Raw genomic sequence first — 20,304 nt, 5'->3', positions numbered from 1 at the left:
GGAACACATCAATTGGGATTCGGTATTCCATTCAGGCCATATTCACGATCATAAGCATCGAATATGCGGCGGGCAATTGGTGCTGCCCCGTAGGAACCGTACCCACCTTCCGGAATAATTACAGCTACTGCTAGCTTTGGCTTATCAGCCGGGGCGTAAGCGATGAATACTGCATTATTTATTTCCTTGCGGGCGATGCTCTGCGTGGATGTCCCTGTCTTGGTCGCAACTGAGTAAGTTACTCCTTCAAATCCTTGCTTGCTTACTAGAAGCATTCCTCTCTGAATCGTTTCCCAATACTCCTTAGGAAATGACACTTCATTTAACAGTTCAGCTTCAAATTTCTTGATTGGCTGGTTATCATAGGTGGTCATTCGATCCACAAAATTTGGTTTCAACCGTTTACCGTGATTGCCAAGCATCGCCGTGAATTGAGCGAGCTGCAGCGCAGTGTATTTGCCCATCTGTCCCCATGAAGAACGTACGAGCGCAGACTGGGAGCTTGCATTTTCAGCTTCGCTTTTGTAATCAGGAATTCCAGCAGATTCATAACGCAAGCCACTTCCAGTCGTAACCCCGAGACCAAACTGCTTCATATAAGTATCCCAAATTTCCATCTCGCTATTGCTGTTCTTGTATTTATTATACAGCCGCAAGCCTATCATCTCAGACATGTACGTATTAGAGGAGCGCCATATAGCCTGCCATGCGTTAATGGGGCCCCAAGGACTATTACTTGAGTTATGGATTACAGTCTTATCCTTTCCAAAGGTCATTTCTCCAGAATCATAATAAATTTCGTTCGCTGTAATAATACCTTCCTTTAGCCCAATCAACACGGACAAGGGTTTAATCGTCGAGCCCATATATACGAGAGAAGTTGGATGTTTTGCCCTTTCTTTGGGATCAGGGTAGTTTGCATAAACTTCAGCTATTGCACCATTTAAATATTGATACTGTATATTTTTGTAGTCCTCGGTACTAATTCCTCCCTGCCAAATGTTCGAGTCATAATCCGGCATACTAGCCATAGCCACAACATTTCCAGTATCCACTTCCATTGCAACAGCATACCCAGTCGTGGCATTTGGTGCATATGTCCAAATATCTCTGTTAGGGTTACGGATATACTCTAAATGTTCTGTAATAGCTTTTTCAGACTCCAACTGAATGTCTTTGTTAATAGTCAGGAAGAGGTTATTCCCCTTATCGGGCTTCTTGAGTGCAACTGGTCCTACAATCTTCTGTGCAGCATTGACTGGATAGCTTTTAACTCCGTTCTTGCCACGCAGTTCGTCCTGAAACAAGTATTCAATACCGTCAAATCCTACATCTTCGGTATCCAAATATTCCACAGTCGGATCCGTTGATTCAGCCTTTTGGCGATAAAATTCTAAGCCTGATTCTTTATTTCGAGCATTGGAGAACGGCCTTAGATATCCAACCAGTTGGACAGCAATCGTCTTTTCGTTATAATGACGAATGCTTTCTTCCTGAATCTCAATTCCAGGGAACTCGTCCCGTTGCTCAGAAAGATAGGCAATCTCAATGTTGGTCAAATCCGCTTTAATCCTTCGAGGGACCGAATAGTAGCTCGGATCTTTAGTCTCCTTTTTTTCAAGATCATAGCCGACATCCATCTTTTTAATGATTTCTTGTGCTGTAATTGCCTTGCTCGGATCCCCATAACTTTTAAAAACGGTTTCAAGCTTCTTAGCTAGTCCGATTATTAAATCTTTATCCTTCATTCCAGGTTCTATTGTATAGAATAAAGATTGGGAGGATATGGATTCAGCAATTGGGTAGCCTTTTTGGTCAAAAATTGTTCCTCGGATTGGTGGAATCGAGTGATGCATTGATTTCATCTTTCCTTCTTGCTCAGCAAGCGCTTTTCCCTCTACAAACTGCAGCAGAGCAAGCCTGATAATCAAGACGGAAAACAACAAAAATACACAAAAGAAAAAAATGTTAAGACGCAATGAAAAATTACTATGATTGGTTACATCTTCCTCCGACTGGCCTTTTCCGTTCATATAACTTGACTCCTCTTCCAATGTTTAACATATTTCTATTCTACCATGAGTTTATGAAGTTCGTGACAAAACTTGTGAAAAGAAGTAAAGAGCCGCTTCCCGGTAAGGTGCGGCTCTTTGTGCAAAGACTTCTCACTTATTTTCTTTTATACCATTCGCCTGATGTCCAATCTGTTGATTTCCATCGGAGCACATCCGGATTCGCGAGATGAATGACTTCTTTGAAAAACTCCAGCTTCTCTATATCCTGCATCGGCTGGAATGCCCGGGCAACCGCAAGATTCTTCTCTAGCTGCTCCATGGATTCCATCCCGACGATTGCCGTCGAGATCGGCAGCGACAACGTATATTGAAGAGCTTGTTCATACCATGGAGCCAGCTTGCCAAGCGCGAGCACCTTCATTCCGATGACCGCTACTCCTTTGCGGTTGGCTATAGGAAGGAATTCATGAGCAAAGCTATAAATCAAGTGATCCATCGCTGACAAGGCAACCAATGCGCTAGCGAATGGAAAGCGATCAATGGCTTCCAATTGAACATTCGGATTCGTATGTCCGCTTATGCTGATATGTTTGATCATCCCTTGGTCCTTTGCCTGCAGCAGCGCCTCCATAGCACCGCCCTTAGCAAAGCATTGATCTAATTCTTCCATTGTCATCACATTATGCAGACGCCATTCTTCCACATGGTCGGTTTGCAGCCTGCGCAAGCTGTCTTCCAGCAATTTCAACGATCCGTCCCTAGTTCGATCATGGGTTTTGGTCGCAATCCATACTTCATTTCTTCGGTTTCCTAACGCTTTCCCTAATCGCTCTTCCGACTGGCCTTTCGAATAACTCGGTGCGGTATCAAAGTAAGTAATTCCTTCGTCAATAGCCCGATTGACAATCTGTATAGCCTCTTCTTCCGTGCAGTTATGATCGTCCACGATCCTCTGTGCCCCAAAGCTAAGTAAAGGAAATTCCGCGCCTGTCTGTCCGAACTTACGTTTCTCCACCTTGTCCACCTCGCTAATAGTAATTTGAAAGGTTTAGCTCCTTCCAAGTATACCACTATTAAGGAATCTTACCCAAAACCGCAGTAACATTACCCTTTTACACCGGAGTTAGCGAAGCCTTCCACGAACCATTTCTGACAGACAACTACAACAATCAAGAGCGGCAGGAGCGCAGATACAGATGCCGCCATCGTTAGCACATAATTGGTCCCGAACTCCTCCACATAGTTGGTCAAGCCAAGCGGAATCGTGTACAGCGCCTTATCTCGCAAGAAAATAAGCGGTCCCTCATACTCGTTCCAGTGCCATGTGAAGGATAGTATCAGCAAGGTTACAAGCGCTGGCTTCGTAAGCGGAAGGCAAATCTGCCAGAACATGCGCCAGAATCCCGCTCCATCCACTCGCGCTGCCTCAAGAAGCTCATTGGGCAAGGTGCTGAAAAACTGGCGCATCAGGAACGTCCCCAACACGGTGAACATACCCGGAAGGATCAAAGACCAGTGCGTATTGATCAGGTTCATGGAGTCGAACAGGATGAAGCGCGGTAACAGCAGCACTTGACCCGGAATCATCATCGTTGACAAGTACAAGAGAAACAGGGCATTGCGCCCTCTGAAGTTCAGCTTGGCAAAAGCGAACCCCGCCATCGCTGCCGTCAACAGGTTGCCAGCTACTGTAATTCCTGTGATCTTCATAGAATTCCAATAGTATGTGTAGAACGGATTAGGACCTGTCCAGACTTGCTTGTAGTTCTCCCAGTGCCATTCTCTCGGGATCCATTCGATCGGGTACTTGAACACATCCCCGTTGACCTTGAAGGAAGTCGAGATCATCCATATATAGGGGAGGATCATAAGCAGAGCCAAGCCCGCCATCACTATGGTAACAATCGCTTTTCCTGCGATTTGCCCATTGCTCTGACGACGATCGGTTGGCGAAGCACTAAGTTTGCGCGCGCTTGATCTATCCGTTTTGGATTGCGATTGTATTGGTTTATGCATATGGCCGCCCCCTTATTAAAAATGCTGCTGCCAGCGCTTCTGTCCTTGCCATTGAATGATAGTGATGGCGAATATAATAGCGAACAGCACCCATGATACCGTTGCGGCGTAACCCATCTTGTAGAACCGGAATGCCAACAGGTAAATATGATACGACAGCACCATCGTCGAGTCGATCGGACCGCCTTGCGTCATGACCGCGACGGGTCCGAAAACCTGGAAGGACCAGATGATCAGGGTAATCGTAATAAAGAATGTTGTCGGAGTCAGCATGGGCACCGTAATCTGCAGCAGCTGGCGCAGCCTTGTTGCCCCGTCAATCTCGGCGGCCTCGTACAAATCCCTTGAGATGCCTTGCAGGCCGGCCAGATAGATCACCATCGCATACCCGATCGTCACCCATACCGACATGATGATAATCGCGAATAACGCGGAATCCGGGCTGGAGAGCCATCCTGGCGGATTGTCTACGCCGAAGCTGCGGAGGAACTGATTGATCGGACCCGTGCGTGCATTGTACATGATGCTCCAGATTACGGATACCGCGACCAGGCTACTTACATAGGGGAGAAAAATGAGCGTGCGCAGCGTGTTGCGGAAATAAACGTATTTATTCAGCACAATGGCAAACAGCAGACCAATGAGCATGGACGCCGGCACGCTGACAATGGTGAAGATCGTATTGTTCTTGAGCGACTTGATGAACTTCGGATCATCTCCAAGCGCTCGGAAATTATCAAGTCCCACCCATTCAATGCCGGAGAAGCCTTTCAAATACTCCCAATCCACGAACACCAGGTACAGGCTGAAAAGAATGGGAATAAGCACGAATATTAAATAGCCCGCAAAGTTGGGCAAGATGAACAAGTAACCCGCTATTTGTTCCCTGAATCTCGCGTTTTGCCAGATCTGCTTCATAACGCTCGGTCTCCTTTTCCGCAGTATACCCATAACTGTAGCAAGCCGTTCTCCTTCGCAGAATGGATATAGCTTGAAGCTTTCTGCATATTTCTTGGTTTGTCGCTCTAGCTCAGCATGCCGACCTCTTTAATTGCAATTCGGCACTATGCAAGCAATCGACAAAAGCCCCCGCTACCGCCTGTGGGACGGAGCGAGGGCCTTCTAGGAGGACAACCTTATTTCTTGGCGCTCTTGATCGCTGCATCCGCTCTAGACTTCAACACCTCTAATGTCTTGTCGATGTTCTGGGCGTTAAGCAAATACTTCTCCATCTCTTCCTTGTAGATTTGACCCAATTCAACTGGCGCCGGCACGTTGTAGGAGGTCGGGTATGTGTAAGAACCGGAGAGCACAGCCTGCAGGGAAGCCTTGTCAATCAGCTTATCCGAATCACCAATAAGTAATTGAGCGATCTTCGCTTGATCTGCTTTCTTATTGGTCGGAATACGGCCGCCAGTAACCATCGACATGTTGCCTTCCTTGAGGTACCAATCGATGAATTTCATCGCGGCGTCTTTGTTGGCACTGTTCTTGTTGATGGACATGTAGTCGCCCATCCCGCCCCCTACATTGACATTGTTACCAGCCTTGTACTGTGGAATTGGCGCGAATGCAATCTGGAATTCATGCGGGAAGCTCTTGGTATCCTTGATGTATCGAATCAAATAAATCGCGGAGGACACCATTGCCGCTTTACCTGTCAGCAGCTCGTTCTGGTAAGTCATCTTACCCGCTACAGCTTCGGAGTATTTCACCATCACCCCTGCATCCTCCAGGCTCTTCTGCAGCTCCAGCCCTTTTTTGACGGATGCTGAATTGAAGTTAGAGCTGCCATCTGCTGTGATGATCGGATCAACAGGTTTGTCGGTTGTAAGCACCTGCATTCCAAAGTTCCCGAGCGCAGGATCATGCATCGTTCCCTTGCGTTCGCCCTTGTTCAGCTTCTTGGCGAGAGCTGCGAAATCGTCCCATGTCCATGCAGTCGGTACTTTCTCACCAACCTCGTCAAGAGCGCTCTTGTTGATCAACACCGCTCCGACGTTCTTGTTAGCCGGAAGATAGTAGTATTTGCCGTCAGGGAATTTCCGAATATTCGCAGCGCCTATGATTCCCTCTACGTCAAAGTTTACTTTTGCAATCAACTCGTCAAGCGGAGCTACCATCCCGGACTGAACTCGCTTCGTAATTTTGTCATCTCCGTATGACATGAACAGGTCCGGTGCGTCCGAATTGGATAGCAGCGCTGTTTCAAGCTTAAGATTGCCAGAGTCATCGTTGACATAACGTGTGTATTCTACTTTGATGTTAGGATTGGCTTTATTCCAATTGTCGACGGCTTCCTGCGGACCGCTCTCCGGCGGTACTCCGCCCCAGAACTTCAACGTTACCGGCTTATCCGCTGGCTTGGCTGAGTCTGTCGGCTTGGCCGACGCAGCGCCACTCGATGCTTCAGGCTTGGAACTCGTGCCGCTGCTGCCGCCGCTGCAGCCGCTCAGTACCATACTTACAGCCAATATGATTCCGGTCGTAGCAGTTAACCATGATTTTTTCATTGGCCCATCCCCTTATGGTTAGTGGTTTGCGATCTCTCGTATGATAAGATCACTTACAATGTTAGGAAATACCGACCGCAATGAACACAGCTTTATCTTGGTAAAATCTTAACGTTTCTTGTTAATTACGACTTCCCTAGCGTCAACTTCCGGAACTCAGTCGGATACATCCCTTCCAATTGTTTAAAACTTCTGGAGAAATGATTCGGATCGCTGTACCCTACTTTCTCAGAAACCTCATATATTTTGTTTTCGGGATTTTTGAGCAGCTCACGGGCCTTTTTCATACGAATTCGAGTCATGTAATCGGTCAGGGTCTCCCCTGTTTCTTTCTTGAACAGAATACTCAAGTAATTCTCTGTAAAGCCTACCTCCGAAGCAAGCTCGGACACCTTGAGCGGAAGATGAAGCCTTTCCTGAATGAGACGAACAACGGTTTGCACTTCAAAACGCCACTTATGCCGTCCATGCTGCCGCCTATATTCGAGAAACACAGGGATCCAACCACTGAACCATTCGTTAATGAGCAGCAGCGTCTCTGCTTGTCGAATAACATGATACGGATAAAGTCCTTCATGCAGGGTTACCGCATAGATGTCCGCTCCCTCAGCCTTAAGGCAACGGGCAAAACATTCCACGAGTCGAATCCATTGTTCACGTAGCGCGGACGGTCGAATGTACGGCGGGGCAAGTGTTGCAGAGGTCCATTCTCCGAGCAGCCGCTTCATCCCCTCTTCATCCTGCTCTTCGATCAATCGATTCCACTGCTCTTCGCCCAATAGCTCACTTTCCTTCGAAATGTAATCGGGCATCTCGGAGCGGAACATGGTCCGGCTCTCGTCAACGCTGTAGAACAGATGATCCAGCGCTTCACGCGCTTCCGTATAGGCTTCGTGCAGCTTGTAGAGATCACGGCTCGGCCTCGAAACCCCGAAGCTTAACGACAGCTTCAGAAAAGTCCGTACCGCACGCTCCATCTCCTCGATCATAATCGCCGAAGGTGTTTGTTGAATAACAGCAAACAGACCATTTTCGAGACAAGCCAGCTCTCCGCTTCCGTATTTTTTCATAATCTCGGTTAATACATTCGCCACCGTAAATTGCAGCAGCCTCTCACTTTGGAACCGATTGTGCTCGATCAAGCCTTCGTAGGTTTGAATCCGTATTACGGTAACGGTGAGGCCTGTTTGAAAAGGGGAAATATTGAACTCCCTCAGCCACTCCTCCGTCTCTCGACGAGCAGCTGGCCGCAGCAGCAATTCACGCAATCGTTTCTCCTTCACCTCTCGGCCATATCGATTCACCTTGGACTCGAGCTGCGTTACCTCCAGCCTTTTCTCCCGCTCCTCCAGCAGTTTATTCCGCACATCGCGCAGCTTGCGCATAAGCTCTGCGGGCTCTATCTCCAGCTTGATCATATATTCAGCAGCCCCAAGACGCAGCGCGGTCTGTACATAGGTAAAGTCACTGTAATTCGACAGGATGAAGGTCTTTGTCTCCGGCCAACGTTCATGGATATGCTTCAACAGCTCGAGACCATCCATATCCGGCATGCGAATATCGGTCAGGACGATGTCGCAAGGCGTTTGCTCCAGGATCGCGAGGGCCTCCTTGCCGCTCACTGCTTCGCCAATAATCTCGAATTCATCTCCATCCATCGGGATAATGGTCTTCAGTCCGATCCGCACAAGAATTTCGTCATCCACAATCAGTAAGCGCAGCATCTGTCTCCGACCTCCTTCGAAGGGCTAGTGTTACAGTGGCAAGAACACCCTCTTTTTCCCCATTCACAATCGTTACTCCATATCGGTCCCCGAATTCCAACTTGATTCTGTCATTTACATTGCGAATCCCAATCCCGCTGAACTTGGCATGGGGCTGACTCATCTGCTCTTCCACCAAACGAATCATTTCCTCCCCCATGCCCACCCCGTTGTCGCTTATATCCAGAATCAGCTCCCCCGCTTCCGTTCTCGCTGTTATGTGGATATGAAGAGGGAATCGATTGCCATGAATAATGCTGTTCTCCACAATGGGCTGCAGCGTAAATTTAACGATCTCAGCATCCATCAGCTCCTCTGGAATGTCCAGTGTGACCGAGATGTTATCGTGATACCGGATTTCCTGCAGGGCCATATAGACCAATAAATAATCCAGCTCATTCCGCAGGAGAACGATCTCTTCCTGGTTCTGCATCGTATAATTAAGAAGCTTCCCTAGCTTCGTGATCATCTCACTGACATGGGTCGAACCGGATAAGATCGCCATCCACTTGATGGAATTCATCGTATTCGTTAGAAAATGCGGATTAATTTGCGCCTGCAGCGCCTGGAACTGGGCCTTCTGTTTGCGTTGCTGTTCATCGGATAAATGGGCGATCAGCTCTTTTAGCTGCAGCACCATTTTGTTGAAATTATGGCTCAGCATGGCTATTTCATCTCGTCCCCGAACCGTTACCTCTGTATTGAGCTCGCCCTTTCCGACTCGATTCATCGATTTGACCAGCTTCTTGATCGGCATGGTGAATCGGAACATGAGTCCAATGAAAGCAATCGCGAACAGAGAGAACCAGAAAAAGACCAACAGAATGGATTGGTTCTTAGCCCGACTGAGTCCATAGCCGAATACTTGACTATCCACAAGCTGCACCAGCTTCCAGCCTGTACCTGTCAGACTCGCTTCGTTCAACAGGTAATGCTGTTCACCCAACGTAACTCGGCCGATCCCGTTCTCATCCACTTGTTTGCCTTGATTAATCGCCGCTGCTTGCCTCATCAGAGCAGGGTCGCCAAGAAGAGGCTTGTCTCCAGCCAATAACACCATGTGAATACCCGACGAAGCTTGCTGTTTCAAATCATTCTCCGAATAAAAGTAGGAATCCGTAGGAACACCGATCCAGATGATCCCGTCACCGTCAGCCGTCTGCCTGGTCATGAGCAGCAATTGTTCCCCGTTCTCGTCCGACATTTGGTAAGACACATTCCAATCAGGCAATCCTGCCGTCTGCGAAGCTCGGTTGAACCAAGACTCCTGCTGCATGGCCTCGTAAGAGGTCCGAATCGTTCCCGCCCAAGTGGTATGAATATACCCTCGGAAATCGTATAGCGCCAAATAGGAGTTATTCTCCAATAAAAATTCCCGAAAGGAGAACAGCTTGCCGATTAACGTCTTATAGTTGTAAAATGCCGGATATTCGCTGATCCAATCGGATGGATCCTTCAGGAATCGGAGCGTCTCCTGATCGTTCATAATGAGATTGGATGCTTTGAGAATACGGACAGACAGCTCATTCATGGTTGCTGCCTTCCGCTCTAGAGAAGTCTGATTCGTATGATAGAGCTGGGCTTCGAGAATTTGCTGCGAGGAAGAATAGAAGCGGAATACGATGAATAGGACTGGAACGATGATAAGTAAAAACAACGAAAGGACGATTTTTCCACGGAGGGAGCCAAGCCATTTGGTTACCATGTTGATTCATCTCCTATCCTATCTGGTAGAGATCGAATTGTAGTTATCATAGTAGCGGATTTTGAAAGCGCTGTCTATCATTCGTTGATTGTCAACAGGCCAGGTTCTTATACTCTGTGGAGCTTACGGTAGGCTGACGGTGTCGTCCCTTTGTTGCTGCGAAATACCCGGCTGAGGTAGAAGCCGTTCTCGTAGCCGCATCTTTGTGCAATCGCTTCAAGAGGAAGCGCTGTCTCCTCGAGCAAGCGGCATGCGCGGCCCAATCGGAGCCCCGTGACGAATGACGACGGCGTCATTCGGTAGGCTGAGCGGAATTGCCGGGTCAGCTGCACAGGACTGATCCCGAGCAGGCTGGACAGCTCCCGCATACTGAATGGCTCGTAAGCGTGGGCAAGCAGCCACTGCCTGGCCGTCTGCATATTCGGCTCCGGCCCGGCAAGCGCTCTTTGCTCTTCCTCCGCCGTGCTGCGCTCTATCTCTATAAGCCGCCATAGATCCTCAAGCATATGCCGCATCCGCGCATTGGTTAATTCGTTCCTGTCTGACTCTCCAATGGCCCGCATATATTTATAAGTGGAAGTCAGCCGCTCGGTATCCGTTATGCTTATTTTCCCCACCAATCCCGAAGCCTCTGTTTCATCTGGCTCAACCTCCCAGACGAACTGAATGAAATGGAAGGTTAGCGGCTTGAGCGTCTTTCTGTGAAACGGTATCCCTGGCGGACAGACAACCAGATCACTGACGCCTGCCACTCCTTCATGCTCGCCAATTTGATAAGTAAACTGACCGTCCTCTACTGCGAATATAGTCCAATATTCATTGGTATCTTGATCTAACATGAACTGCTCTTTTTGAAACCAATACAGATAGGCCATCGGATAAACCGACCAATTGCTGCGCAACCAGAACCCCTCCCCTCAGGCAAATAATATTGAAATAAAGTATATGCTCTATCGTAATTCCCTGTATGTTTTTTGGCAAGCGGAACCTTTATTATGAAATCAGAGATATAGTAACCTAAGGCGAAGGAGCGTTGAAGAATGAAGAATGAAATCGTTGTGGCGGACGTAACCGTAGTCGGCGGCGGTCTTGCGGGCGTATGCGCGGCCATTGCCGCAGCTCGACTGGGGCAAACGGTAGCCCTTGTCAATAACCGTCCAGTTCTTGGCGGCAATTCGAGCAGTGAGGTCCGGGTATGGGTATGCGGAGCGACTGGTCATGGGATTCACCGATACGCGCGTGAAACAGGCATTATGGGCGAGTTGTTCGTCGAGAACCAATACTGCAATATCGATGGCAACCCGTATTTCTGGGATATGGTTGTGCATGAAGCCGTCCGAGCGGAGCCGAACATTCAGTTGTTCCTGAACACGGACGTGCACGAAATAGAAGCTGATGGAGACGAGGAGGATCGTACCATCCGATCCGTCACAGGCTGGATGATGGCTTCCGAACGACGCATCCGCTTCGAAAGTCCTGTCTATCTCGACTGCACAGGGGACGGGCTTATTGGTTTCCTGGCCGGGGCCAAGCATCGAATCGGACGAGAGGCCAAAGAGGATTATAACGAAGAGTGGGCGCCTCTTGTAGCTGATAATATTACACTTGGCAGCACCCTGCTGTTCTATACGAAGGATGTCGGACATCCCGTTCGATATACCCCTCCGAGCTTTGCCAAAGACATCACCAAGACAACCATACCTGAGCGGCGCATTATTCGCAGTGGGGATAACGGTTGCGCCTATTGGTGGATTGAATGGGGCGGCGAGCACGACACGGTGCATGACAACGAGCGCATCCGAGATGAGCTGTGGTCGGTTATTTACGGCATTTGGGACTATATTAAGAACTCCGGGAAGTTCAATGCTGAGAACATGACTCTCGAATGGGTCGGCTCCATTCCGGGCAAGCGTGAATACAGACGTTTCATTGGGGATTATGTGCTGAACCAGAACGACATATTAGAGCAGCGGGAATTCGAAGACCGCGTCGCCTTCGGTGGCTGGTCTATCGATCTTCATCCGCCGCAAGGCGTGTATTCCACCGAGGCGGGCTCGAAGCATCTGCATATGGACGGCAACTACCACATTCCTTTCCGTTCGTTGTATTCAGCCAATGTGAACAATATGCTGATGGCCGGCCGCGATATCAGCGCAACACACGTGGCGTTCGGTACAACTCGGGTTATGGCTACCTGTGCCGTTATCGGCGAAGCGGCTGGTACCGGTGCTGCCCTATGCGCACAGAAGGGTGTATCTCCGAGGGAGCTGTACACCAATCATCTGCAGGAGCTGCAGCAAACCTTATTGCGGCAGGATGCCTCGATTATCGGACTGTCGAACTCAGATGAGAACGACTTGGCGCTTCGTGCGGGCGTCAAGGCCTCGAGTACATTAACACGGCTGGCCGTTGAGCATACAGCTAGTATCGTCGCGTTGGAGACGGATATCGGCCTGCTCCTGCCGGTAGATCCCGCAATAGACGGTTTGGAGCTGTTGATCGATTCGAGCGCAGACACGCAGCTGACCGTTGAGCTGTGGAGCACCAGCCGGGGCGAGAATTATGTGCCGCACCAGTTGCAAACGAGCGCATCTGCTAATGTGCAGCGCAGCGGTCTCCAATGGGTGAAGCTGGACCTGGCCTGGAAGCCGGAAACGGCCCGCAATGCATTCTTGATTATCAAAGCAAACGAAGCCATAGCCTTACATTTCGATAATCAGCCAAAGACCGGAGTCCTTACCTTCTGGAAGGGAGCCAAGCCGATCGTATCCAAGGATCTCGAGGACCATCAGCCAGATCAGCCTGTTGTGCAATGGAATATGCGCAAGTTCATGCGCCAAACGCCTTGCTTCCGCCTGGCTGCGCCGACGGCTGCGTTCACTCCGGGCAAAGCGATCGACGGGTACCTCCGTCCATTCGCCGGTCCGCATCTGTGGTCATCTAACCAGATCGCCCCTGGACAACCGGAATGGCTCGAGCTGCAATGGGACCAATCGGTTCGAATCAGCTCCATCCACTTGACCTTTAACGATGATGTGAATGAAGACCTGATTAATCTGCATCATCACAAGACGCCATTCGAAATAATCCCTGAATTGGTCAAGGATTACCGGGTTGAGGCTTCTGTGGAAGGCGGCGGTTGGCACACGGTGGCTGAATTCAGCGGCAATCACAAACGCAAGCGGGTCCATCTTCTAAGCACTGCAGTTACAACCGATCGAATTCGCGTCGTGATTGAATCAACCAACGGCGGCTCGTATGCGGAGATTATAGAAGTTCGTGCATACGCCTAACAACAAACACCAATTAAGCCGCATCCCTTAACACGGGAAGCGGCTTTTTGACTTTCTCTTCAGCTATCCTGCTCCAATTCCGACTGCATCCAGTCCTGATGCTTTCTTCGATATTCCTGCGGGGATATGCCTACTGCTTTCTTAAACATTCGGGCAAAGTAGTTGGCATCTCCATAGCCGAGCATGTACCCGATCTCAGACACCCGCTCATTCGAGGCAGCAAGCCGGCGCATCGCCAGAGTCGCTTTCCACTGATGCCAATATTGCAGCGGCGGCAACCCTGTATCACGGAGGAACAGCTTTCGAAGATGCGGCTCACTAGTGCGCACCGCTTCGGCCAGCTGCTGTACCGTCCATACGGCATCCGGCCGGCTGGTCATGTGTGCGATCGCTTCACGCACCCGTATATCGGTGCAGTCGGACTCCGGTTCGACGCGATCGACCGCCATCAGGCCGAGCAGGCGCAGCAGACCGGCCTGCAGCAAGAATGGCCGGCCGGCTCGATCGACGGCTGCGTCGGCAAGCATACCGTGCAGCACCTCCGCCAGCTCCGCTGTGTTCTGCTCGCAGCGCAGAGGAAACCGGAGAGAGACCGGCCACTTGTAGCTGCTGTCCATCGGAATCACGGTTTCATAGTTGAGACTTACGATGCGGAGCGCAGCTGTCTTCGCACGGCAATTCAACCGGGTACCTGGCGCTAGGCGCAGCAGGTCGCCTTCACCGCTTCGTATCGACTCTCCGCTCGCTTCTATCTCCAAAGCCCCATCTTCAATCAGCCAGATGACAGTATTCTCAAGCAGCCGGTCTTCAATTCTCCACGTATGTGGCAAATCATATCGCTTAATATGCAAGAAGCGGAATTGCATCGCTTCGGTTATCCGTCCAGCTATCGGGAGCATCGCCTGCAACCTCCTGATCTTACTCCTTCGGGATCGTGCCTGCGATCGCATCATTATAATGATGCGTATCGACACCGCCCACAAGATACGTTTTGACCCGCTCCTTGTCGCCTCCCCATTCCTCGATTTTAAACTTCACCTCAGGCGTTGTAAACCGGAGAGAGAAAGCAACCCGCGGGATAGCGGAGGTGTTCGGCTTGGAGCCGTGAAATGTCGCTTCGTTGAAGTAAACAACCTGTCCCGGCGTCATTTCCATATCGACGACTTGGGATTCATCTATTCGTGATGCGTCAATCCCCTGTGCGAAAGCACTGCTATCGTCCCCAAGCTCTACATGCTCGGTCCGCTCCAGATGCGAGCCGGGTAAAAGGCGAAGGCACCCGTTCTCAACCAACGAATAACCGAGTGTCACCCAGGCCGTAGCATTGATCGCCGGCTCCATCGGCCAATAATTGATATCTTGGTGCCAAGGAATGAACTTCCCGTTTCCCGGCTCCTTGTACCAGAAATGCATGGCCCACAGCACAACATTATCACCAAGGATCTTCGAGATGGACTCTAGTATGGCTGGATGGGTAGCAAGCTCATATGCCCACGGATGCCGTTGATGCCAAGCGGACAGATTCGCCTTAGTTGGGCCCGGCTCGAACGGGGACATCCCGAGCGCCTCGAAAAACAACTTGCAATACCGGTCGGCTTCCGCAAGAGTCAGCGCTTGCACCGGTCCGCTGTAGCCCTCTTTAAGAAACTGCTCATGTGAAAAAGGTAGGCCTTGTGTAATCATCTTCTCGTCCTCCCAATGCGATTAGCATGAAATGAAGTTCATACTAATAGCATATAAACATGTTCACTCCTTTCAAATATGCCAAAACAATTATTGATAGCACAAAACGATCATAATAGTAAAAGTGCAGTTCAAATCGCTGAGTACTGGAATAATAATCCAAAATCCAGAAATTGAACTGCACTTTTACAATTGCAGATGACCAACACGGCTAGATCCCGCTTGTTGAATTGTACTTTTACATTTCGATTTGAGAGAAGCTGCTCGGGGTCCCTGTTGAGGTTTTGTTCAGCAGATTCCAGAGGTACAGATACAGCCTAAACTCTCCCCCTACCTCTCATTCTTCTCCCAGACATCGGCATACTCGGGATGACGCTTGAATTGGGCGAGCACGTAAGAGCAGGACGGAATAATCTTCACTCCTGCCTCCCTCACCTCCGCAACGACCAAATCCAGCATTTGGCGGGCGAGGTTGCCGCCGCGGTAGCGCGAATCGAGATAGGTGTGGTCGATCGCCCAAGTATCTACATCTATCAACTGGTACGTGATCTCACCTACCTGCCCGCTAATGCCACGGACAATATAGCCGTTTCCTTCTTTTTCAATTACAAGCTCCTCTTGATTCTGCTCCTGGTTGTGATACGTTGCTGTAACTCCTCTATTCTCCTGTCGTTCATTCATGGCTCTCATTCCTTCCGAAAGTATAGGATATCGTCAATCCGCACTACTCTCCATTACCCAGAATAGCTTCCTTTGATTCACAAGGAACGCCAAACTTCCGTCTGCTGATGATTCTGTATCTTGACACTTTTTCAATCTGACCAAGCGCATGTCGGACAAATTGTCGGGAATTGCAAACCCTCTTCTGTATAGTAGTCGGGATTCTGCTCATTGAATACGAATCGACTCTCACATTTAGAACAAACCAGAATAATCGGGTTCTTCCCACTTTGAACCAGAGTCTCGGCACGTAACCGTTTCAAGTTTTCCCACGCAGTATCATCCATTGACTCACGTTGCTCCAAGGCTTGGATCACATGACGAATTTCCGTTTTAACCTTCTTGTACTCTGCTCGCTCCCATAACTTTAAATATGGAATGTACTTCTTATGCCCTGTGCGCAATATTCGGTATAGAAATAGTAGAATGAGTCCCCTGTTGCGATCCTTTAAATACTCAAAGCTGATAGGAACAATCCGATTATCAATTCCGAGATCCCATTCTCGGAGGAATTCAACGCTGCGCCTTGCCCGTTCAATGGCCCATCCGCGCGATGTGAACACGATCATGGGCAGCCTGCCGCTCATTTCCGTTTCCAAGAAATCCATTCTTATCATTTGATCTATTTTTTGCGTTATGTCTTCCAAGGTTCTATTCGCAAAGTACCCATATGCTGGATTTTTCTCCAAACCCAACTGTAATACCTTACTATCCTTGGATCCTTTTAATATTTTGCTGAGTAGCGTTCGTCCACCCTGACCGATTATATCGTCCGCGGCCCGTAGAATGGCATGAATCTCTTCAATGGGCAGAGGCGTAATTCGTTTACTCATAATCGAGTTAACCCCTTTCGTACGGTAAATCATTTTTTACATTCCTACCAAATGTACATAGCCATTTCTCCTCGCCCTTAATAGCTTTATAACGCTGCGAAAGTTGAGTTATATTACTTCAAAACTCACCTTACTTGTTTCGATTTCAAGGTTTTCACTGTTTTTCGCATCAACGATTGAAAATTTTGCAGTTGCTGAAACTGTGTAAAATCCTGGCTTTTCAAGTTTATATTTATATTGTTCATTGATTGACCTTTTACTTTGAAGAGTTTCTCTTATCCCAATTTCGTTCATAACAAAAGTATTAACAAGTTTGCCGTTACTATCTCTAATTGAAAAATAAAAAACACCTGCCGCATGTTGAATAGTAAAACTAGTATCAGATAAATTCAGTAAAGTAGCATCAATAGTGAATTCTGTATTTGAGTTTAAGCGGTTAGGTACAGATATACTTGCTTTAAAAGCTTCTATATGTGGAACTGATGTATCCGTCGTCTGGGATAGAGAGCGATTTTCCGTGATGGTCTCTTTAACTGGTGAAAATTGATCACATGCTACAAGGCTAAGCAAAACTATGACAAGAATTATTAATTTCTTCAATTTAGCACCTCCTCACAGAAATAAACGTTAGACTTAGTGGTTTTGTTTCAGGTATATAACAATTAATAAGTTTTAATTAACAAGATTACGTCTTTCGAAATTGATATTGAAAGGCTGAGCGAATGTGTGCTTAAAACTTTATTGAATTCGGAATTACAGATTGCTCAACTAATTTCTTCTATTTAATAATTTTGATTATCCAACTAGCTGAGTATAGGTTACGGTGGTAGATGAAACATAGCATTGAGCCAATCGGTTAATCAGTTCGTTCTTCATTCCCCGACGATTGAATCGATAACAAAATTCATTCAGGTATGCCTGCAAACGTTTGGAGTCCAATCCATAATAAGTCCCGCCTATAATGGCTTTAGCGTTGGAAATGACAGTATGAAGCCACTTTAGATGATCTAAGTTATCCACTGGATAAAAGAGCTTGGCTTCGTGTTTAAATTCTTCCTTCGCCATGCTTTATAAGATCGGTTACTTGTCGCTCGTTATTGTTGATCCAGACTCGATGAACCGTTGTGCGAAGTCAACGAGCGTGACACCTTTAATGTCAGGAATCACCTGTATCCTGAGGTATTTGGGCTGACCTTTCTTATCAAGCGAAAGAGCTATGAATACGGGAGTTAGTTCAGTGCCGTGTCCACGTTGCTTCTTCAGTGGGCGCTCCGAAAAAAGCATTATCTAGCTCTACAATGCCAGCGAGAGTGTACATGCTGTCACGCTCTCTCATCGCCTTACAGATCTTATGTTGGATGGTCCAAGCTGTTTGATAGGTCATACCAAGCTCATTAGCTAAGTAGGTTGCAGACACCCCGCGCTTATCATGAGCAATTAGATATCAGCCCAAAACCACTTCACAAGATTTGTACGGGTTTACTCAAAACTGTACCTCCGTGACAGTCGTCTGAGGTGGCAGCTCGCGCATTCATACAGGGGTAACTTGCGCGTTTTGATTTCGTAAGCACGATCATGAGTACACTTGGGGCAACGGAATCCATCAGACCACTTCATCTTGTATAAATGCTGATGGCAAGCTTCCTCCGTTTGGAATGTTTTTGAAACTGTATCAAATTCATAGATTCTTTCGTTGCCATAAATACCACTCCCGAACAAACGTTTGACTTCAGTATACTACTGTAACTGAGCTAAATGGATAATCAAATAATAGATTAACTCCTTTTTTTCTTTTAACTTGGTTTTTACCAAAATTTAACTTGTTTTACATAGTCATGTACAATATATTTAAATGGTATTAATTCTCAAAAAATAGAAATGTTAGGAGGTTGATAGTAGGTTTTGTTTTTATTTAACGATTGATTTTTTCGACTCCAAAGCCATTATTGTATTAATCATTATTTGGCGCTTTTTATTCAGATTAATAACAAATCGAGAGGAATGAATTCAATGTTATTTCCTGTAAAGAAGTTTAAATCAATTGTTGTATTGATGACCATTATATTTGTGACTCAGTCTAGTACTTCAATTGCAGAAGATTTGCCTAAATTACAACATAATTTTACATACAAACAAATTTCAGAAGTTTCGCAGCCCGTCAACGAAACTCCGTACCCATTTGGTAATACATTAAAAGGAAAGGAATTGGATGATTACAAAGAAAATCAAAAAGTCAAAGAGGATGCTAGAACTATTAAGAAATTAATAAATGAGAACCCTGAAAGTTATTCCGGTATGTACTATAATCCTGAAAGTGGCTCTATTGTCGTACAGATTACACAGGATTCGAGTGAACTGAAGAATAGAATTAATGAGAAAGTGAAAGAAAAAAGCAAAATTGAATATCAAATCACTAAGTATTCTATGAAGGATATTGAAGATGCTAAGAAACAAATCAAGGCGAAAGCCACTCCTGGGTCCGTAAAGGCTCTAATTCCAGACACAATTAACAATAAACTCATTATTTCTTTAGGGGATAATGGTAGTAAAGAAGAGATACTAGCCATGGTGGCAGACCCACAATTAATTCATGTCGGAGGATCTGTAACTACAAGAAATGAAGTTGCAGATCAAACTGATTTTGGAACAGTTATTCCATCGGGTGCAATGATTGCTGGGAGATACAGAATAGAAAACAATGTAGAAAAAGCAAGTGTTTGCACAGTGGGTTATTTTGGGTTATCAGCATCTAATGAAGAGGTTCTAGTTACATCAGGTCATTGCGAACCAGTTGGGTCCTCTTCAGCGTGGTATCAACCATTGAGAGATCCTTCCACAAATAACCCTTCAATAGGGAACTTCGCCTTCAGAACAACTTCTTCTGCAATAGATGGTTCAGACGGAACGAGTGATGCTGGTTATATCGTACTATCAGGGCATGAAGGAACACCTGAAGTAGTTTATCCATCTACGGCAGATATGACTCCAATGGTTGATTTTTATGTTGATGATTTGGTTAATGATACTATCTATATGAGAGGATCACAAACAGGTGCCACAACATCAGGAATAATTCGTTATGCTAATGTTGATATCTGGTGGGGTGGGAATGGCTACGCCTATCAGGAAAATGAAGTTCTTGCAACGGGGTATACATCTCAATCAGGAGACAGTGGGGGACCTATAGTTACTGATTATGCGTGGGACAATGATAGAATGTCATATACTTTTGATCTTGCCGGAACTCACACTGGAAGCATCACAATACAAGGTAGTCAGTATGTAGCTGATGGGACTTATAAAGTATATGAACCAATTTGGATGACATATTCTAATCTCAATCTAAATGGAGTACTGATGACCCAGTAGATAATAGGTACTAGCCTAGCACTTTGAAGTTATGGGTTTTCTGAAAAATTTACTAAATGATCGTTTATCTTACAAAAAACGCCTTTAACGTTAATGATAGAATTGTAATTTAAAAACCCTTAGGCATCCCAGGCGGTGATATTATCCCCTTTAAGTAGACACTCAAAAAAACCTGCATGTTATCTGGAGGCGAGCGAGTGAACTTGGAGGGGATATTTTTATGGCTAAAAAGTAAGCTTCAAACCTAGCCAACCTTCAATGACTCTAGCATTTATGACTGAATGAAGCAACTCAATCAAGGAGGTTGCTTCATAACGAATAAAGAACGCCGTCAGCAAGAATGGATGACACGTTCTGTATGTATTTGGAATCTCGACAATTCCTAATATACCAT

General features: G+C 47.1%; 16 protein-coding genes and 1 pseudogene. 2 read left to right on the top strand and 15 right to left on the bottom strand.

Annotated elements, in window-relative coordinates:
- Positions 1-8: 8 nt before the first annotated feature.
- From AC58QD_RS15795 to AC58QD_RS15760, 8 genes are all read right to left on the bottom strand, one after another.
- Positions 9-2,033 carry a peptidoglycan D,D-transpeptidase FtsI family protein gene (locus tag AC58QD_RS15795; RefSeq protein ID WP_497334838.1) on the bottom strand — a complete coding sequence of 675 codons (2,025 nt, stop codon included), beginning with the start codon at positions 2,031-2,033 and terminating at the stop codon, positions 9-11.
- A gap of 136 nt (positions 2,034-2,169) precedes the next feature.
- Entirely contained in the window at positions 2,170-3,030 is an 861-nt protein-coding gene (locus AC58QD_RS15790; RefSeq protein ID WP_497334836.1) for an aldo/keto reductase, read from the bottom strand.
- An 89-nt stretch (positions 3,031-3,119) separates the two neighbouring features.
- Complete coding sequence (locus AC58QD_RS15785) at positions 3,120-4,031, bottom strand: carbohydrate ABC transporter permease (RefSeq protein WP_497334834.1); 912 nt, start codon at positions 4,029-4,031, stop codon at positions 3,120-3,122.
- 15 nt (positions 4,032-4,046) lie between these two features.
- Positions 4,047-4,949: a carbohydrate ABC transporter permease gene (locus AC58QD_RS15780; RefSeq protein ID WP_497334832.1), complete on the bottom strand. Its 903-nt coding sequence runs from the start codon at positions 4,947-4,949 to the stop codon at positions 4,047-4,049.
- 218 nt (positions 4,950-5,167) lie between these two features.
- The gene (locus tag AC58QD_RS15775; protein WP_497334830.1) at positions 5,168-6,544 is read right to left on the bottom strand and encodes an ABC transporter substrate-binding protein; all 1,377 of its coding nucleotides are present in this window, start codon (positions 6,542-6,544) and stop codon (positions 5,168-5,170) included.
- Between the two features lie 125 nt (positions 6,545-6,669).
- Positions 6,670-8,268, bottom strand: coding sequence for a response regulator (locus AC58QD_RS15770; protein ID WP_497334828.1), 1,599 nt, complete (start codon positions 8,266-8,268; stop codon positions 6,670-6,672).
- Positions 8,243-10,012: a cache domain-containing sensor histidine kinase gene (locus AC58QD_RS15765; RefSeq protein ID WP_497334826.1), complete on the bottom strand. Its 1,770-nt coding sequence runs from the start codon at positions 10,010-10,012 to the stop codon at positions 8,243-8,245. The genes AC58QD_RS15770 and AC58QD_RS15765 overlap by 26 nt, the downstream gene beginning before the upstream one ends.
- 107 nt (positions 10,013-10,119) lie before the next feature.
- Entirely contained in the window at positions 10,120-10,914 is a 795-nt protein-coding gene (locus AC58QD_RS15760; protein ID WP_497334824.1) for a helix-turn-helix domain-containing protein, read from the bottom strand.
- 138 nt (positions 10,915-11,052) lie between these two features.
- Between AC58QD_RS15760 and AC58QD_RS15755 the strand changes: the two genes are divergently transcribed.
- On the top strand, positions 11,053-13,305 hold the full coding sequence (locus AC58QD_RS15755; RefSeq protein ID WP_497334822.1) for an FAD-dependent oxidoreductase: 2,253 nt from the start codon (positions 11,053-11,055) through the stop codon (positions 13,303-13,305).
- Positions 13,306-13,364: 59 nt separating this feature from the next.
- Here AC58QD_RS15755 and AC58QD_RS15750 read toward each other — a convergent pair whose 3' ends face one another.
- From AC58QD_RS15750 to AC58QD_RS15720, 7 genes and pseudogenes are all read right to left on the bottom strand, one after another.
- A complete protein-coding gene (locus AC58QD_RS15750; protein WP_497334820.1) occupies positions 13,365-14,204 on the bottom strand; it encodes a helix-turn-helix transcriptional regulator in 840 nt (279 codons plus the stop codon).
- 19 nt (positions 14,205-14,223) lie between these two features.
- Positions 14,224-14,988 carry a phytanoyl-CoA dioxygenase family protein gene (locus AC58QD_RS15745; protein ID WP_497334818.1) on the bottom strand — a complete coding sequence of 255 codons (765 nt, stop codon included), beginning with the start codon at positions 14,986-14,988 and terminating at the stop codon, positions 14,224-14,226.
- Between the two features lie 330 nt (positions 14,989-15,318).
- A complete protein-coding gene (locus tag AC58QD_RS15740) occupies positions 15,319-15,669 on the bottom strand; it encodes a GNAT family N-acetyltransferase (protein WP_497334816.1) in 351 nt (116 codons plus the stop codon).
- Positions 15,670-15,800: 131 nt separating this feature from the next.
- Positions 15,801-16,541: an RQC-minor-1 family DNA-binding protein gene (locus AC58QD_RS15735; RefSeq protein ID WP_497334814.1), complete on the bottom strand. Its 741-nt coding sequence runs from the start codon at positions 16,539-16,541 to the stop codon at positions 15,801-15,803.
- A gap of 108 nt (positions 16,542-16,649) precedes the next feature.
- The gene (locus AC58QD_RS15730) at positions 16,650-17,141 is read right to left on the bottom strand and encodes a hypothetical protein (protein ID WP_497334812.1); all 492 of its coding nucleotides are present in this window, start codon (positions 17,139-17,141) and stop codon (positions 16,650-16,652) included.
- 195 nt (positions 17,142-17,336) lie between these two features.
- Positions 17,337-17,825: pseudogene (locus tag AC58QD_RS15725) on the bottom strand (IS1595 family transposase).
- Positions 17,826-18,020: 195 nt separating this feature from the next.
- Positions 18,021-18,158, bottom strand: a complete 138-nt coding sequence (locus AC58QD_RS15720) for a transposase (RefSeq protein WP_497335009.1) — start codon at positions 18,156-18,158, stop codon at positions 18,021-18,023.
- 393 nt (positions 18,159-18,551) lie between these two features.
- On the opposite strand from AC58QD_RS15720, the gene AC58QD_RS15715 reads away from it, so the two are divergent.
- Complete coding sequence (locus tag AC58QD_RS15715; RefSeq protein ID WP_497334810.1) at positions 18,552-19,910, top strand: chymotrypsin family serine protease; 1,359 nt, start codon at positions 18,552-18,554, stop codon at positions 19,908-19,910.
- Positions 19,911-20,304 lie beyond the last annotated feature (394 nt).

The sequence above is a fragment of the Paenibacillus sp. J2R1T-4 genome, from assembly GCF_059692235.1.
Note: the sequence above shows the minus strand (reverse complement) of the source record. Positions and strands in the feature narration are given on the sequence as shown.

Coding starts and splice junctions, on each gene's coding strand:
- AC58QD_RS15795 (WP_497334838.1), bottom strand. CDS start 2,033: ATGAACGGAAAAGGCCAGTCGGAGGAAGATGTAACCAATCATAGTAAT.
- AC58QD_RS15785 (WP_497334834.1), bottom strand. CDS start 4,031: ATGCATAAACCAATACAATCGCAATCCAAAACGGATAGATCAAGCGCG.
- AC58QD_RS15780 (WP_497334832.1), bottom strand. CDS start 4,949: ATGAAGCAGATCTGGCAAAACGCGAGATTCAGGGAACAAATAGCGGGT.
- AC58QD_RS15775 (WP_497334830.1), bottom strand. CDS start 6,544: ATGAAAAAATCATGGTTAACTGCTACGACCGGAATCATATTGGCTGTA.
- AC58QD_RS15770 (WP_497334828.1), bottom strand. CDS start 8,268: ATGCTGCGCTTACTGATTGTGGATGACGAAATTCTTGTGCGGATCGGA.
- AC58QD_RS15765 (WP_497334826.1), bottom strand. CDS start 10,012: ATGGTAACCAAATGGCTTGGCTCCCTCCGTGGAAAAATCGTCCTTTCG.
- AC58QD_RS15755 (WP_497334822.1), top strand. CDS start 11,053: ATGAAGAATGAAATCGTTGTGGCGGACGTAACCGTAGTCGGCGGCGGT.
- AC58QD_RS15750 (WP_497334820.1), bottom strand. CDS start 14,204: ATGCTCCCGATAGCTGGACGGATAACCGAAGCGATGCAATTCCGCTTC.
- AC58QD_RS15745 (WP_497334818.1), bottom strand. CDS start 14,988: ATGATTACACAAGGCCTACCTTTTTCACATGAGCAGTTTCTTAAAGAG.
- AC58QD_RS15740 (WP_497334816.1), bottom strand. CDS start 15,669: ATGAATGAACGACAGGAGAATAGAGGAGTTACAGCAACGTATCACAAC.
- AC58QD_RS15735 (WP_497334814.1), bottom strand. CDS start 16,541: ATGAGTAAACGAATTACGCCTCTGCCCATTGAAGAGATTCATGCCATT.
- AC58QD_RS15720 (WP_497335009.1), bottom strand. CDS start 18,158: ATGAAGTGGTCTGATGGATTCCGTTGCCCCAAGTGTACTCATGATCGT.
- AC58QD_RS15715 (WP_497334810.1), top strand. CDS start 18,552: ATGTTATTTCCTGTAAAGAAGTTTAAATCAATTGTTGTATTGATGACC.